General features: G+C 72.2%; 14 protein-coding genes. 8 read left to right on the forward strand and 6 right to left on the reverse strand.

Annotated features, from left to right (window positions below; translation table 11 throughout):
* The first annotated feature begins 176 nt into the window (after nucleotides 1-176).
* From AB0L21_RS06310 to AB0L21_RS06325, 4 genes are all read left to right on the forward strand, one after another.
* A complete protein-coding gene (locus tag AB0L21_RS06310) occupies nucleotides 177-1,394 on the forward strand; it encodes a sensor domain-containing protein (protein ID WP_365782511.1) in 1,218 nt (405 codons plus the stop codon).
* A 198-nt stretch (nucleotides 1,395-1,592) separates the two neighbouring features.
* Complete coding sequence (locus tag AB0L21_RS06315; RefSeq protein ID WP_365704498.1) at nucleotides 1,593-2,264, forward strand: response regulator transcription factor; 672 nt, start codon at nucleotides 1,593-1,595, stop codon at nucleotides 2,262-2,264.
* Nucleotides 2,265-2,783: 519 nt separating this feature from the next.
* Nucleotides 2,784-4,712 carry a 2-oxoacid:acceptor oxidoreductase subunit alpha gene (locus AB0L21_RS06320; RefSeq protein ID WP_365782513.1) on the forward strand — a complete coding sequence of 643 codons (1,929 nt, stop codon included), beginning with the start codon at nucleotides 2,784-2,786 and terminating at the stop codon, nucleotides 4,710-4,712.
* Complete coding sequence (locus tag AB0L21_RS06325; protein WP_365707867.1) at nucleotides 4,705-5,766, forward strand: 2-oxoacid:ferredoxin oxidoreductase subunit beta; 1,062 nt, start codon at nucleotides 4,705-4,707, stop codon at nucleotides 5,764-5,766. The genes AB0L21_RS06320 and AB0L21_RS06325 overlap by 8 nt, the downstream gene beginning before the upstream one ends.
* 13 nt (nucleotides 5,767-5,779) lie before the next feature.
* On the opposite strand, the gene AB0L21_RS06330 is transcribed toward AB0L21_RS06325, so the two are convergent.
* Nucleotides 5,780-6,226 (reverse strand): helix-turn-helix domain-containing protein, encoded by a 447-nt coding sequence (locus AB0L21_RS06330; RefSeq protein WP_365782515.1) that lies wholly within the window; start codon nucleotides 6,224-6,226, stop codon nucleotides 5,780-5,782.
* A 91-nt stretch (nucleotides 6,227-6,317) separates the two neighbouring features.
* Between AB0L21_RS06330 and AB0L21_RS06335 the strand changes: the two genes are divergently transcribed.
* The 3 genes from AB0L21_RS06335 to AB0L21_RS06345 all read left to right on the forward strand — a co-directional run bounded on the left by AB0L21_RS06335 (nucleotide 6,318) and on the right by AB0L21_RS06345 (nucleotide 8,816).
* The gene (locus tag AB0L21_RS06335; protein WP_365782516.1) at nucleotides 6,318-7,172 is read left to right on the forward strand and encodes an SDR family oxidoreductase; all 855 of its coding nucleotides are present in this window, start codon (nucleotides 6,318-6,320) and stop codon (nucleotides 7,170-7,172) included.
* A 121-nt stretch (nucleotides 7,173-7,293) separates the two neighbouring features.
* On the forward strand, nucleotides 7,294-8,274 hold the full coding sequence (rarD, locus tag AB0L21_RS06340) for an EamA family transporter RarD (RefSeq protein ID WP_365707873.1): 981 nt from the start codon (nucleotides 7,294-7,296) through the stop codon (nucleotides 8,272-8,274).
* 74 nt (nucleotides 8,275-8,348) lie between these two features.
* The gene (locus tag AB0L21_RS06345; protein ID WP_365782518.1) at nucleotides 8,349-8,816 is read left to right on the forward strand and encodes a VOC family protein; all 468 of its coding nucleotides are present in this window, start codon (nucleotides 8,349-8,351) and stop codon (nucleotides 8,814-8,816) included.
* 31 nt (nucleotides 8,817-8,847) lie between these two features.
* On the opposite strand, the gene AB0L21_RS06350 is transcribed toward AB0L21_RS06345, so the two are convergent.
* Nucleotides 8,848-9,840, reverse strand: coding sequence for a hypothetical protein (locus tag AB0L21_RS06350; protein ID WP_365707877.1), 993 nt, complete (start codon nucleotides 9,838-9,840; stop codon nucleotides 8,848-8,850).
* Between the two features lie 195 nt (nucleotides 9,841-10,035).
* On the opposite strand from AB0L21_RS06350, the gene AB0L21_RS06355 reads away from it, so the two are divergent.
* Nucleotides 10,036-10,638 carry an NAD(P)H-dependent oxidoreductase gene (locus AB0L21_RS06355; RefSeq protein WP_365782520.1) on the forward strand — a complete coding sequence of 201 codons (603 nt, stop codon included), beginning with the start codon at nucleotides 10,036-10,038 and terminating at the stop codon, nucleotides 10,636-10,638.
* A 7-nt stretch (nucleotides 10,639-10,645) separates the two neighbouring features.
* Here AB0L21_RS06355 and AB0L21_RS06360 read toward each other — a convergent pair whose 3' ends face one another.
* From AB0L21_RS06360 to AB0L21_RS06375, 4 genes are all read right to left on the reverse strand, one after another.
* Nucleotides 10,646-11,530: an ABC transporter permease gene (locus AB0L21_RS06360; protein ID WP_365707881.1), complete on the reverse strand. Its 885-nt coding sequence runs from the start codon at nucleotides 11,528-11,530 to the stop codon at nucleotides 10,646-10,648.
* Complete coding sequence (locus AB0L21_RS06365; protein ID WP_365707883.1) at nucleotides 11,517-12,491, reverse strand: ABC transporter ATP-binding protein; 975 nt, start codon at nucleotides 12,489-12,491, stop codon at nucleotides 11,517-11,519. The genes AB0L21_RS06360 and AB0L21_RS06365 overlap by 14 nt, the downstream gene beginning before the upstream one ends.
* Before the next feature lie 54 nt (nucleotides 12,492-12,545).
* The gene (locus tag AB0L21_RS06370) at nucleotides 12,546-13,757 is read right to left on the reverse strand and encodes a DUF2092 domain-containing protein (protein ID WP_365782522.1); all 1,212 of its coding nucleotides are present in this window, start codon (nucleotides 13,755-13,757) and stop codon (nucleotides 12,546-12,548) included.
* Nucleotides 13,758-14,013: 256 nt separating this feature from the next.
* Nucleotides 14,014-15,024 (reverse strand): polyprenyl synthetase family protein, encoded by a 1,011-nt coding sequence (locus AB0L21_RS06375; protein WP_365707887.1) that lies wholly within the window; start codon nucleotides 15,022-15,024, stop codon nucleotides 14,014-14,016.
* Nucleotides 15,025-15,032 lie beyond the last annotated feature (8 nt).

Consider the following 15,032-nt stretch of genomic DNA (forward strand, 5'->3'; position numbering starts at 1 on the left):
CTCGTTGACCTCGTTGACCTGTACGCACGGGAGTCTAGGCCCTGATAAAGAACCGGTAAGCAGCCCGTCAGGCCGTGAGACAGCCGGTACCCGGGATGGGGTGGGGTTTTCCCCCGGCGGCGGAGGGCGGCGTACCGCATGGCGTGGACGGTGCCGGGCACGGCAGGCTGATCGGCATGACCGCTCCCAGCCCCGCCGCCGACCGGACCGACGGCACCGACGAACGCGACGGCCGCACCGGAAACGGCGGACGCGACGGCCTGCACCGGCTGCCGCCGCCGCGGCCGGCCTATGACGCCCACACCTGGAAGGAGATCGCGTATCTCCTGCTGAACCTGCCGGTGGCGCTGTTCGGGTTCACGTACGCGGTCACCGTGCTGGTGGCCGGCGGCACCCTCACCCTCACCGTGATCGGTCTCCCGCTGCTCGCGCTGTCCCTGCTGGGCGCCCGGCAGCTGGGCAAGCTGGAACGGGCCCGGGCCCGCAAACTGCTCGGGGTACGGGTGGAGGAGCCGACACCGCTGCCGCTCGCCAAGAGCGGAGGCCCGGTGCAGCGGCTGTGGATGGCGCTGAAGGACCCGGTGGGCTGGCGGACGCTGCTGTACGACGCCATCCGGCTGCCCTGGGGCATCCTCACCTTCTGCACGGTGCTGACCTCGCTGTTCGTGCTGTGGCCGGTGCTGCCGTACCTCGCGCGGGGCATGGCGAACCTGGACCGGGCGATGGTGCGGGGGCTGCTGTCGCCGTCGGACGAGCTGGAGCGCCGGATCGCCGAGCTGGAGTCCGACCGCGGGATCGTGGTGGACACGGCGGCGGCGGACCTGCGCCGGATCGAACGGGACCTGCACGACGGGGCCCAGGCCCGGCTGGTCAACCTGGCCATGGGACTGGGCCTCGCCAAGGAGAAGCTGCTGGAGGACCCCGACGCGGCGGCGGCGATGGTGGAGGAGGCGCACGGCGAGGTGAAGCTGGCCCTGCAGGAGCTGCGCGATCTGGCCCGGGGCATCCACCCGGCCGTGCTCACCGACCGCGGCCTGGACGCGGCCCTGTCGGCCGTCGCCTCCCGCTGCACGGTGCCGGTGACGGTGACCGTGGACCTGCCGGCCCGGCCCGCGCCCGCCATCGAGGGCATCGCCTACTTCACCGTCTCCGAACTGCTCCAGAACATCAGCAAGCACAGCGGGGCCCGGTCCGCCTCCGTCGACGTCCGGCGCTCGGAGAACCGGCTGATGCTCCAGGTGACCGACGACGGCCGGGGCGGCGCCGACGCCTCCCGGGGCTCCGGGCTGGCCGGTCTCGCCGCCCGCCTGGACGCGGTGGACGGCCTGCTCATGGTGGACTCCCCGGCGGGCGGCCCCACCCGGGTGATCGCGGAACTGCCCTGGCGCGGCTGAAGGCCTGAGCGGCGGGAACGGTGTACCCCCCCCCGCTCCTGAGAACACCCCCCACACGCCCCGGCCGCGGCCCCGGTATTCCCCCGGTATTCCCCTGGGTCCGGCGGCGGCCCGGGGGGATTGCTGGAATGCTGGACCCCCGGAGGACGCCCCGGGCGGACGGCGTCGCGGGGGATCGGGCTTGGGGGCCGGAAGATCGTGGAGGACAGGGTGCGGGTGGTCATCGCCGAGGATTCAGTGCTGCTGCGGGAGGGCCTGACCCGGCTGCTGACCGACCGCGGGCACGATGTCGTGGCGGGCGTCGGCGACGCGGACGCGCTGATGAAGACCATCTCCGGGCTGGACGAGCGGGGTGAGCTGCCCGACGTGGTGGTGGCGGACGTACGGATGCCGCCGACGCACACCGACGAGGGCGTCCGGGCGGCCGTACTGCTGCGCCGGCTGCACCCCGGGCTCGGGGTGCTGGTGCTGTCGCAGTACGTCGAGGAGCGCTACGCCACCGAGCTGCTGGCCGGTTCCAGCCGGGGCGTGGGCTATCTGCTCAAGGACCGGGTGGCGGACGTCCGGGAGTTCGTGGACGCGGTGGTGCGGGTCGCCGAGGGCGGTACGGCGCTGGACCCGGAGGTGGTCGCGCAGTTGCTCGGCCGCAGCCGCAAGCAGGACGTGCTGGCGGGGCTGACGCCCCGGGAGCGCGAGGTGCTGGGGCTGATGGCGGAGGGACGGACGAACTCGGCGATCGCCCGGCAGCTGGTGGTCAGCGACGGCGCCGTGGAGAAGCACGTCAGCAACATCTTCCTGAAGCTCGGCCTGGCCCCGAGCGAGGGGGACCACCGGCGGGTTCTGGCCGTCCTCACCTACCTGAACTCCTAGGTCCTGTCGTCAAACTCCCGTCGTCCGCCCGGAGGGCGGGCCGCGCGGCGTCAGGTGCGTGCTCTCGGCGTGCCGGGCCCCGGCCCTCGTACTGGATGTACTTGGGTCGGGGCCCGGTGCGGCGAGAGTGCGTGCATGGCGTCGCGCGTCAGACGGGAGTTTGACGACAGGGCCTAGAGGGCCCGGTCCGGTGTCAGCCCCCTGTCAGCGCCGCGTCAGCCTCTCCCGCTTCGGTTGAGGCGGGTACCCGGGAGGAAGGCCCGGAGGGACCCGTAGAGGGCGACCGCCGGGTCCGGACGGGAGCCGGAGGAGAGAACCTGTACACGCGCGGGGAGCGCCTTGACCGGTGCTCGGGCGATGCGGGACATGATGTGCACACAGCGCGACAGGCCGTCTCGAAATGTCGTCCAATCCTTGGATGGCCTCGGGAAGGCGACCCTAACCGACGTAGGGTTGATCCTGGGATGGTCCGTGGGACGACCAGGCCCCGGACAGCCGCCTCGAAGGAGGTCCAGTTCAGTGACCAGCCAGGTCAGCAGCCCAGCGGAGCAGACCGACGGAACCGTCGTGGGAGAGCAGCGCAAACCGGGCGGCGCGAAGGACGTGCGGCGCCTGGACCGGGTGATCATCCGGTTCGCGGGGGACTCGGGTGACGGCATGCAGCTCACCGGGGACCGTTTCACCTCGGAGACCGCTTCCTTCGGCAACGACCTCTCCACCCTCCCGAACTTCCCCGCCGAGATCCGCGCCCCCGCCGGCACCCTGCCGGGTGTCTCGTCCTTCCAGCTCCACTTCGCCGACCACGACATCCTCACCCCCGGTGACGCGCCGAACGTCCTGGTCGCCATGAACCCGGCCGCCCTGAAGGCCAACATCGGCGACCTCCCGCGCGGCGCCGAGATCATCGTCAACACCGACGAGTTCACCAAGCGCGCCCTGCAGAAGGTCGGGTACGCCAGCGACCCGCTCCACGACGGCTCGCTCGACGGCTACAGCCTCCATCCGGTGCCGCTGACCACGCTCACCGTGGAAGCGCTGAAGGAGTTCGACCTCTCCCGCAAGGAGGCCGAGCGCAGCAAGAACATGTTCGCGCTGGGTCTGCTGAGCTGGATGTACCACCGGCCCACCGAGGGCACCGAGAAGTTCCTGAAATCGAAGTTCGCGAAGAAGCCGGACATCGCGGAGGCCAACATCGCGGCGTTCCGCGCGGGCTGGAACTTCGGCGAGACGACCGAGGACTTCGCGGTCTCCTACGAGGTCGCGCCGGCCACCAAGGCCTTCCCGGTCGGCACCTACCGGAACATCTCCGGCAACCTCGCCCTGGCCTACGGCCTGATCACCGCGTCCCGCCAGGCGGATCTTCCGCTGTTCCTGGGGTCGTACCCGATCACGCCGGCCTCGGACATCCTGCACGAGCTGAGCAAGCACAAGAACTTCGGCGTGCGCACCTTCCAGGCCGAGGACGAGATCGCGGGCATCGGCGCGGCGCTGGGCGCGGCGTTCGGCGGCTCGCTGGCGGTGACCACGACGAGCGGCCCCGGTATCGCCCTGAAGAGCGAGACGATCGGTCTCGCGGTCTCGCTGGAGCTGCCCCTGCTGGTGGTGGACATCCAGCGCGGCGGCCCGTCGACGGGTCTGCCGACCAAGACCGAGCAGGCCGACCTGCTCCAGGCGATGTACGGCCGCAACGGCGAGGCGCCGGTGCCGGTGGTCGCGCCGCAGACCCCGGCCGACTGCTTCGACGCCGCCCTGGAGGCGGCCCGGATCGCGCTGACCTACCGCACGCCGGTGATGCTGCTGTCGGACGGCTATCTGGCCAACGGCTCCGAGCCGTGGCGCATCCCCGACCTGGACGAGCTGCCCGACCTGCGGGTGCAGTTCGCCTCCGGCCCGAACCACACGCTGAAGGACGGCACCGAGGTCTTCTGGCCGTACAAGCGGGACCCGCAGACGCTGGCCCGGCCGTGGGCGATCCCGGGCACCCCGGGCCTGGAGCACCGCATCGGCGGCATCGAGAAGCAGGACGGCACGGGCAACATCTCCTACGACCCGGCCAACCACGACTTCATGGTCCGCACCCGGCAGGCCAAGATCGACGGCATCGAGGTCCCCGACGTGGAGGTCGACGACCCGCACGGAGCGAGGACCCTGGTCCTCGGCTGGGGCTCGACCTACGGCCCGATCACGGCGGCGGTACGGCGGCTGCGCGCGGCCGGCGAGTCGATCGCCCAGGCCCATCTGCGCCATCTCAACCCCTTCCCGCGCAACCTCGGCACGGTCCTGAAGGGCTACGACAAGGTGGTCGTCCCCGAGATGAACCTCGGGCAGCTCGCCACCCTCGTCCGGGCGAAGTACCTGGTCGACGCCCACTCCTACAACCAGGTCAACGGCATGCCGTTCAAGGCGGAACAGCTCGCCGCGGCGCTGAAGGAGGCCATCGATGACTGACGCCACCAACGGGCTGCTGCAGCTGGTCCCCAAGGCCGAGGCCAAGCAGTCGATGAAGGACTTCAAGTCGGACCAGGAGGTGCGCTGGTGCCCGGGCTGCGGTGACTACGCGATCCTCGCGGCCGTGCAGGGCTTCATGCCGGAGCTGGGGCTGGCGAAGGAGAACATCGTCTTCGTCTCCGGCATCGGCTGCTCCTCCCGCTTCCCGTACTACATGAACACCTACGGGATGCACTCCATCCACGGCCGCGCCCCGGCCATCGCCACGGGCCTGGCCTCCTCCCGCCGGGACCTGAGCGTGTGGGTCGTCACCGGTGACGGCGACGCGCTGTCCATCGGCGGCAACCATCTGATCCACGCCCTGCGCCGCAACGTCAACCTGAAGATCCTGCTGTTCAACAACCGGATCTACGGCCTGACGAAGGGCCAGTACTCGCCCACCTCCGAGGTCGGCAAGGTCACCAAGTCGACGCCGATGGGTTCGCTGGACGCGCCGTTCAACCCGGTGTCGCTGGCGATCGGCGCGGAGGCGTCCTTCGTGGCGCGCACGATCGACTCGGACCGCAAGCACCTGACCGAGGTGCTGCGCGCCGCCGCCGACCACCCGGGCACGGCGCTGATCGAGATCTACCAGAACTGCAACATCTTCAACGACGGCGCGTTCGACGCCCTGAAGGACAAGCAGCGGGCCGAGGAGGCGCTGATCCGGCTGGAGCACGGGCAGCCGATCCGCTTCGGGCCCGACGGCGCGAGAGGGGTCGTACGCGACCGGCGGACCGGCGATCTGAAGGTGGTGACCGTGACCCCGGAGAACGAGGCGGAGGTCCTGGTGCACGACGCCCACGCCGCGTCCCCGACCACGGCCTTCGCCCTGTCCCGGCTGGCCGATCCGGACACCCTGCACCACACCCCGGTCGGAGTGTTCCGCTCCGTCGAACGGCCGGTCTACGACACGGCGATGGCCGAGCAGCTCGACACCGCGGTCGAGCAGCACGGCAAGGGTGACCTGGCCGCGCTGCTGGCGGGCGGGGACACGTGGACGGTCGTCGGCTGATCAGGCTGCCGGTTCAGGAGGCCCGGGACTGGTTGTCCCGGGCTTCGTCGTATGCGCGGCGGCTCTCGGCGTGTGCGCGACGGCTCTCGTCGTAGGCACGGCGGGCCTTCTCGACCTCGTCCATGCGGTTGTGCGTCCACTGGGCGAGGGCCCGGACCTGCTCCGCCGCCTCGCGGCCGAGGCCGGTGAGCGAGTAGTCGACGCGGGGCGGGATGACCGGCTTGGCGTCCCGGTGGACCAGGCCGTCGCGCTCCAGGGTCTGGAGGGTCTGGGTGAGCATCTTCTCGCTGACGCCCCGGCCGCCGGAGCCGCTGATCGCCCGGCGCAGCTCGCTGAACCGGTACGGCCGCTCCAGCAGCTCGATGAGGACGAGGACACCCCAGCGGCTGGTGACGTGCTCCAGGACCAGGCGGTGCGGGCACATCGCCTCGGCGTCCACCACGTTCTTGCTTACCGGCATACCAGTACCTTACTTCAAAGTGGGTACTTTCGCTCGGTTAGTGCAGCTCCTAGGGTGAGTGGCATACCCACCGGAGAAGGAGTCACCCCTCATGAGCATCGTCGTCACCGGAGCCACCGGACACCTCGGCCGGCACGTCGTGGAACAGCTGCTGGAGAAGGTCCCGGCCGAGCAGATCACCGCCGTCGTGCGCGACGAGGCGAAGGCCGCCGGCTTCGCCGCCCGGGGAGTGCGGCTCGCCGTCGCCGACTACAACGTGCCCGAGACCTTCGACGGCCTGTTCGCCGCCGGTGACAAGGTCCTGCTGATCTCCGGCAACGAGTTCGACAAGGGCCGGGTGGGGCAGCACACGGTCGTCATCGAGGCGGCCAAGGCGGCCGGCGTGGCACTGCTCGCCTACACCAGCGCCCCCGGCACCCTGACGGCCTCACTGGCCGACGACCACCGGGCGACCGAGCAGGTGCTGCTCGCCTCCGGCCTGCCCTACAGCCTGCTGCGCAACGGCTGGTACCACGAGAACTACACCGAGAACCTGGCGCCGGTGCTGGAGCACAACGCGGTGGTGGCCGCCGCCGGTGACGGCCGGGTCTCCTCGGCCGCCCGCGCCGACTACGCCGCCGCCGCGGTCGCGGTGCTGACCGGCGAGGGTCACGAGAACACGACGTACGAGCTGGGCGGCGACGAGGCGTGGAGCTTCGCCGAGTACGCGGCCGAGCTGAGCCGGCAGACCGGCAGGGAGATCGTCTACAACCCGGTCTCGGTGGAGGCCCTCACCGGCATCCTGACCGGCGCCGGGGTGCCCGCGCCGGTGGCCGGGATCCTGGCCGGCGTGGACGCCTCGATCGAGAAGGGAGAGCTGGTCGTCTCCTCCGGCGACCTGTCCCGGCTGACCGGCCGCCCGGCCACGCCGCTCGCGGAGGCCGTCACCGCCGCGCTCAAGGGCTGACACGGGCGGACCCCCGGCTGTCATGACCGTATGGCGATACGAGCATGACAGCCGGGGTCGCCCGGCGCTACCTTCGTCCTCGTGCGTCCACGCGCGGACGCACGAGCGAGAAGGAGGGGACGTGGCCGGGACGTCCGAGGGTGAGCACCGCACAGGCCTGCTGAACGGCTTCGCCGCCTACGGCATGTGGGGGCTGGTGCCCCTGTTCTGGCCGCTGCTCAAACCGGCCGGCGCCATGGAGATCCTGGCCCACCGCATGGTGTGGTCCCTGGTGTTCGTCGCCGCCGCGCTGCTCTTCGTACGCCGCTGGGCCTGGGCCGGAGAGCTGCTGCGCCAGCCCCGTCGGCTCGGCCTCGTCGCCGTGGCCGCCGGTGTCATCACCGTGAACTGGGGCGTCTACATCTGGGCGGTGAACGCCGGCCACGTCGTCGAGGCCTCGCTCGGCTACTTCATCAACCCGCTGGTCACCATCGCGATGGGCGTGCTGCTCCTCAAGGAGCGGCTGCGGCCCGTGCAGTGGGCGGCGGTCGGCATAGGCCTCGCCGCCGTCGTCGTACTGACCGTCGGCTTCGGCCGCCCCCCGTGGATCTCCCTCTGCCTCGCCTTCTCCTTCGCCACCTACGGGCTGGTCAAGAAGAAGGTGGACCTCGGCGGGGTCGAGTCACTGGCCGCCGAGACCGCCATCCAGTTCCTGCCGGCGCTCGGCTATCTGCTGTGGCTGACCGCGCACGGCGAGGCGAGTTTCCTGGGCGAGGGCGCCGGACACGCCGCCCTGCTCGCCTCCACGGGCATCGTCACCGCCCTCCCGCTGGTCTGCTTCGGCGCGGCGGCGATCCGCGTGCCCCTGTCCACGCTGGGCCTGCTGCAGTACCTGGCCCCGATCTTCCAGTTCCTCCTCGGCGTCCTCTACTTCCACGAGGCCATGCCGGCCGAGCGGTGGGCCGGGTTCGCGCTCGTCTGGCTGGCGCTGATCCTGCTCACGGGCGACGCGCTGCGGTGGGCCAGGCGACCGGCGCGGCTCGCCGTGCCGACGGCCCGCACGGTCGAGACGCCGACATCGGCGTCGACATCGCCGTCGGCGTCGACTCCGGCGGACGCCTGACCTGGAGGGGGCACAGTCGCCCCAGGGGGCGGAGTGCCCCCTTCCGCCGACGCGTCCGGCTATAAGTGGGAGCCATGACCACACAGGCGCCCGCCCCCCTGCACTGGAAGCTCGTCATCGACGCGGCCGACCCGCACGCACAGGCCGACTTCTGGGCCGCCGCGCTGCACTACACCCCCGAGGACAACAGCGCCCTCGTCGAACGGCTGCTGTCCGTCGGCGCGCTGTCCGGGGAGGCCACCGTCGAGTACCACGGGCGGGCCGCGTTCCGTGACCTGATCGCCGTACGGCACCCCGACGACCCGTACGACCCCGGGTCCGGCACCGGGCTCGGGCGGCGGCTGCTGTTCCAGCGGGTACCGGAGCCCAAGACCGTGAAGAACCGGCTCCACCTCGACGTCCACGCCGGCCCGGAGCGGCGCGCGGACGAGGTGGCACGCCTTCAGGCGCTGGGCGCCCGGGTGGTGCGCGAGGTGAAGGAGCCCGGCGGCCAGTGGGTGGTGATGGCGGACCCGGAGGACAACGAGTTCTGCGTGCAGTGACGCCGGGTCCGCCCGCTCTGCGTGAGGCCGGTCACGCCTGCGCCGCCGCCTTGGCCACGCGGTCGGTCAGGCGGACCATGCGGGCGCGGGCGGACTCCAGCGGGCCCGGGTCGTCCGCGGCGGGGCCCGGCTCGGCGGTGAGGTCCGTCCACAGGTCGATCAGGTCGCGGCCCAGGCGCAGGCCCTCCTCCGGGTCGCGCACCGCGCGCCAGGCGGTGGCCGCGCTGCGCACGTTGTCGTAGGCGGCCTCCCCGTCCCGTGCCTGCCGGCGCAGCCCGGCGACGTCCAGGGACAGCCGGAAGGCGCGGACCGGGTCACCGGCCAGGTAGGCGATGTAGGCGGACAGTTCGCGCAGGTGCAGCACCTCGGCGTGGCGCGGGCCGAACACGGCGGACGCCTCGGCGAGCGTCCGGTCGGCCAGTTCCGCCGCCGTGTCGATACGGCCGGACCGCACGGCCTCGTTGATCCGGCTCAGCGGCTCGGTGAGCAGTTCCGCACCCTCGGCGGTCTCGGTCAGCGGCCCGTCCCCGAGCACCTCCTCGGCGACCGCGTCGAATCCACGGGCCGGGGTGGGGGTGGGAGCGGAGGGCTCCGGCGGCAGGGCAGCGAGGGGGCTGTGAGCCGCGGGGCCCTGTGTGTCCGTGTCGGGCCCGTTCATCACCGGCGCCGGTCCGAACTGCCCGGTCGGGGCCTGCACGGTGCCCGGCGTCCCGGACGCCGCCGGCCGCGGGGTCACCCGGACCGCCTCCCCCGTCACCCGGCTGGAGCCGTCCGCGGAGACCTCCAGGGGGACCACGCAGCCCGCGAGGTCGTCGTGGACCGTGGCGCGTATGGGCGCGCCCACGCTGATGGCCAGGCGCTGAAGGTGGTCGAGCACGGCCTGCTGGATCTCCTCGCCCGGTGCCGCCACGACCGACGCCCCGTCCACCGACGCGCCTCCCGCGCCGAACACCCGGACGGACACCGCCGCCGCGGGCCCCACGGGCTGCCGCGCCCGCTTCTTCTCGAAGCTGACTCCAGCCATCGGTGTCCCTCACTCCCCCGGCGTCGCGATCCGGTCGTACGCGTCCTGCCCACCAGTGTGTCCGCTCCGCACGGTTTTCCACGTCACCGCGACGTCACAGCCTCGCACCAGCCGCACTCTGGCGGAAGTTGCTTGCATGTGCATAGGATGCGTACGCATTCAATCGCGGTACGACATGACACATCTGGGGGACTCATGAGCCGCCGTTTCCTCTTCCTCCTGGGCAGCGCCCGGGAAGCGGGCAACACCGAACTGCTGGCCCGCGAGGCCGCCGCGCAGCTGCCCGGCGAGGTCGAACAGCGCTGGATCCGCCTCGCCGACCACCCCCTGCCCGACTTCGTGGACCTGCGGCACGACAGCGACCATGTCCGGCCGTCCCCGGACACCCCGGCCGGCCTGCTGCTCGACGCCACGCTGGCGGCGACGGACATCGTGATCGCCTCGCCGCTGTACTGGTACTCGGTGTCCAGCCTCACCAAGCGCTACCTGGACTACTGGTCGGCCTGGCTGCGCACCCCGGGCGTCGACTTCAAGGCGACGATGGCCGGCCGCACCCTCTGGGGCATCGCCGCGCTGGCGGACGACGAGCCGTCGGTCGCCGACCCGTACGCCGGCACGCTCAACAACTCGGCCGCCTACCTGCGGATGCGCTTCGGCGGGGTCCTGCTCGGCAACGGCAGCGCGCCCGGTGACGTACACGAGGACGCCGAGGCGCTGGCGCGCGCGAAGACGTTCTTCGCGCAGGACGCGCCCCTCGCGCGCTTCCCGTACGAGGCCGTCGGCGCCCCACTCCGGTGAGCCCGCGTCAGGCGTTGATGTCCTTCGCCGTGAACCGCGCCCAGGCCGCCGCGCCGAACACGGCCGCGTACAGCCCCTGGAGACCCAGGTTCTTCACCAGGTCGTCCCAGTAGACGGGATCGCGCATCAGGTCGGCGAAGGACAGCCAGTAGTGCGAGAACAGGTACGGCTGGATCGCGTGCAACTGGGGTATCTGGTCGACGATCTGCACGGTGATGAGCAGGCCGACCGTGGTCGCCATCGCCGCGATGCCGCTGTTGGTGAGCGTCGACACGAACAGGCCGAGGGCCGCCACGCCGACCAGGGAGGCCGCGACCACGAGGGCGATCAGCAGGGCGCGGCCGAGCCCCTCGGCGAAGCTGATCCGGGTGCCGGAGATCGTGGTCAGCTCGCCGAGCGGGAAGAGCAGCGCGCCGACGAGCAGCGCCGAGACGGCGACGACCAGGGTGGCCAGCAGACAGAAGGCCAGCACGGTCGCGTACTTGGTGAGCAGCAGCCGGGTGCGGCCGGCCGGGGCGACCAGCAGATAGCGCAGGGTGCCCGCGCCGGCCTCCCCGGCGATCGCGTCGCCCGCCACGACGCCGACCGCCATCGGCAGGAAGAACGGCAGGGTCGCGGCCAGTGCGGTGAACACCAGGAACAGGCCGTTGTTGGTGATCTGCGAAATGAAGGCAGGGCCCTCGCCGCCGCCCCCGCCCGCCGGCCCGCCGCCCCGCGTCTCGATCTTCACCGCGATCCCGACCAGCGCCGGCACCGCGGCCAGCACCCCGAGCAGGGCCAGCGTGCGCCAGCGGCGGACGGTGGTGACCAGCTCGCTGCGCAACAGCCCGAGGGTCCACAGGGGGTTCGCCCGGCGCCCGGCGCCCGCCTGGAGCACATCAGCCCGCGACATCGAAGCCCTCCCCGGTCAGCGCCACGAACGCGTCCTCCAGCGAGGCCCGTTCGACGGTGAGGCCCCGGACCCGGACGCCCGCCGTGACCAGGGCCGCGGTCACCTCGGCGAGATCCCGCGCCGGGGGTTCGCCGGTGACCCGGTCGCCGTCGGCCGTCACGTCTGCGACGCCCAGTTCCTTCAGCACGCGTGCCGCCTCGGCCGGGTCCGGGGTGGTCACCACCAGCCGGCCGCGCGCCCCGGCGGCCAGATCGGCCACCGCGCCCTGGGTGACGAGCCGGCCCTGCGCCATGACCGCCGCATGGGTGCACACCTGTTCGATCTCGTCGAGGAGGTGCGAGGAGAGGAAGACGGTCGTGCCGTCGGCGGCCAACTCCCTGACCAGGGTGCGGATCTCGCGCATGCCCTGCGGGTCGAGACCGTTGGTGGGCTCGTCCAGGACGAGCAGTCTGCGCGGCTGGAGCAGCGCGGCGGCCAGTCCCAGACGCTGTTTCATGCCGAGCGAGTACGCCTTCGCCTTCTTGCCCGCGGCGGCGGCGAGACCGACCCGGTCCAGCGCCGCGGCGACGCGGGCGCGCCGGGTGCGCGGGTCGGCGGTCGGGTCGGCGGCGTCGTAGCGCAGCAGGTTGTCCCGGCCGGAGAGGAAGCCGTACAGGGCGGGGCCCTCGATGAGCGCGCCGACCTGCGGCAGGACCGTACGGGCCGCCCGCGGCATGGGCCGGCCGAGCACCCGGGCGGTGCCCGCGGTCGGCTCGATCAGACCCATCAGCATGCGGATGGTGGTGGTCTTGCCGGAGCCGTTCGGGCCGAGGAAGCCGAAGACGCTGCCCGCCGGGACGGTCAGGTCGAGACCGTCCACGGCGAGCTGTCCGCCGCGGTAGCGCTTGGTGAGGCCGCGTGTGGCGATCACACTCGCCGTCGCGTCGCCCGGGTCCGGCTGCGTGGCGGACGGTTCGTCCATCGGCTCCCCTCGGTTCGTCCCGTTCGTCTCATCCGGTGCGGCGTGCCGGGAAGGTCACTTCCCCGCGTCGGCCGCCTTCACCAGGGCCTCCTTGGTCACCGCGCCGGCGTACACCGTGCCGTCGTCGGTGATCAGGGCGTTGACCAGACGGGTGGAGAAGACCGTGCCCTTGCCGAACTTCCCGGAGACCGGGTCGCCCAGCGAGCCGAGGAAGCCGCCGAGGTCACCGCCCTGGGAGCCGGTCGGCAGGCCGCCCTTGGCGCCGGTGTCGAAGGTGGCGACGGACGTCCAGCCCTTGCCCAGCACCTTCAGCCCGTCCCTGCCCTCAAGGCCTCCGGCGAAGTCCTCGCCGTGCTTCGGGGCGTGCTCCCGGGCCCCGGCCGCGTCCTTCTCCTCGGTGACCTTCGCGCCCCTGGGCGGCGTGAAGTCGAACGTGGAGGCGGCCGGCCGGGTGAAGGAGACCTGGGTGAAGCCCGCGTCGAACACGGCGGCGCCACCGCTCCTCGGCGTCAGCGTGAACTTCAGCGGCATGCCGGTCTTCGCGTCCACGGCGATGCTGATCGCGCCGACCGTGGTGCCGGACTGCCTGGGCCGGATCAGCAGCTTGTAGGCGTCGCGCCCGGCGACCTGGGCGGTGCCGTCGACGGTGACGGACGTGGTGTCGTCCACCGACTTCAGGGCCTGGTCGGCGAAGTCCTTGGGCGTGGCCGGCGGCTCGGCCTCACGCTCCTTGCCGGAGCCGGGCCGGGTGGAGTGGTGGACCTCGTTGCTCTTGCTGTCGTAGCCCCAGACGTCCTTGCCGTCGTGGATCAGGCTGTACTCGGCGCCGCTCTCCAGCAGCGACAGCTTCTGCCGGTCCGGGCCGTCGGCGGCGACGCGCAGGGTGTGCGTGCCGGAGACCAGTTCGGTGAGCTTGGCCTGCGGGTCGGCGGAGGAGCCGTCGCCCGAGCCGCCCCGGCCCGCGCCGGACATCAGGCCGTCCTCCAGGCCGCCGAGGTCGGGCAGGCCGAGGTCGGTGCTGATCTTCACCGTGCCGGACAGCTGCTGCACGTCCGACTTGGCGATCTTCTCGATGAGCTGCTGTGCGCTGATCTTCGGCAGGTCGGGGTCACCGGAGTCGGCGAGCGCCGGGACCAGCCCGATCGTGGCCGCCGCCACCCCCACCACCGCGACCGGCACGGCGTACCGGGCGGCCTTGCGCCGGCCGGAGCGCGGGTGCTCGTCGCGCGCGGCGCCCACTGCGTCGTCGGATTCGTACGGTGCCATGTGTGCCTTACCTCCGTCGTCGGCGGCGGCTGTCCTCACGCTGGTCCGCTGGTCCACCCTGAGCCGCCATTCTCACCCGAAACGGTGAGGAGTGGTGATTTCCGTGGTGTCCATCTGACCAAATCGGCCGTGAACAAGCGTCAGACCTCGGAGCCAACTCCGTCTACACCTGCGGTATGACACCCGGCGGCGGTTTCTCCACCCGACCCGTAGGGGTCGTGCCGGACGCCGGCGCCCGTACGGGTGACCGGCCGGGTCAGCCGGCGCGGTGCACGACCGCGTCGCACAGCTCGATCAGCGCCGCCTTGGCATCGCACTCGCGCAGCGGGGCGAGCGCGGCCCGCGCCTCCTCCGCGTACCGCACGGTGTCCCGGCGGGCCTGCTCCAGCGCGGGGTGCGCGCGCAGCGCGGCCAGCGCCTCGGCGTGCCGGGCGTCGTCGCTGAGGTCGGAGTCCAGCAGCTCGCACAGCGCGACGTCCTCGGCCAGCCCCAGCCGGGCGGCCCGCTCGCGCAGCCGGAGCACCGGCAGGGTCGGGATGCCCTCGCGCAGGTCGGTGCCCGGCGTCTTGCCGGACTCGTGGGAGTCGGAGGCGATGTCCAGGACGTCGTCCGCGAGCTGGAAGGCGACTCCGAGCCGTTCGCCGTACTGGGTGAGCACGTCGACGAGCGTCTCGTCGGCGCCGGACATCATCGCGCCGAACCGGCACGACACCGCCACCAGGGAGCCCGTCTTGCCGGCGAGCACGTCCAGATAGTGCTCGACCGGGTCTCGGCCGTCCGAGGGGCCCGCGGTCTCCAGGATCTGGCCGGTGACGAGCCGTTCGAACGCCAGGGCCTGCACCCGGACCGCCTCGGGGCCGAGGTCGGCGAGGATCTGGGAGGCGCGGGCGAAGAGGAAGTCGCCGGTGAGGACCGCGACGGAGTTGCCCCAGCGCGTGTTGGCGCTGTCCACGCCACGCCGTACGGCCGCCTCGTCCATGACGTCGTCGTGGTACAGCGTGGCCAGGTGGGTCAGCTCCACGACCACGGCCGACGGCACCACGCCCGGCGCGTAGGGGTCGCCGAACTGGGCGGCGAGCATCACGAGGAGTGGCCGGAACCGCTTCCCGCCCGCCCGCACCAGGTGCTGCGCGGCCTCCGTGATGAACGGGACCTCGCTCTTGGTGGCTTCGAGCAAGCCTTCCTCGACAGCCGCCAATCCGGCCTGGACATCGGCTTCGAGAGCCTGGTCCCGCACGCTCAGCCCGAACGGCCCGACGACGGTCACGAGGGGTC

The sequence above is a fragment of the Streptomyces sp. NPDC052721 genome, from assembly GCF_040678315.1.
GTDB lineage: Bacteria > Actinomycetota > Actinomycetes > Streptomycetales > Streptomycetaceae > Streptomyces.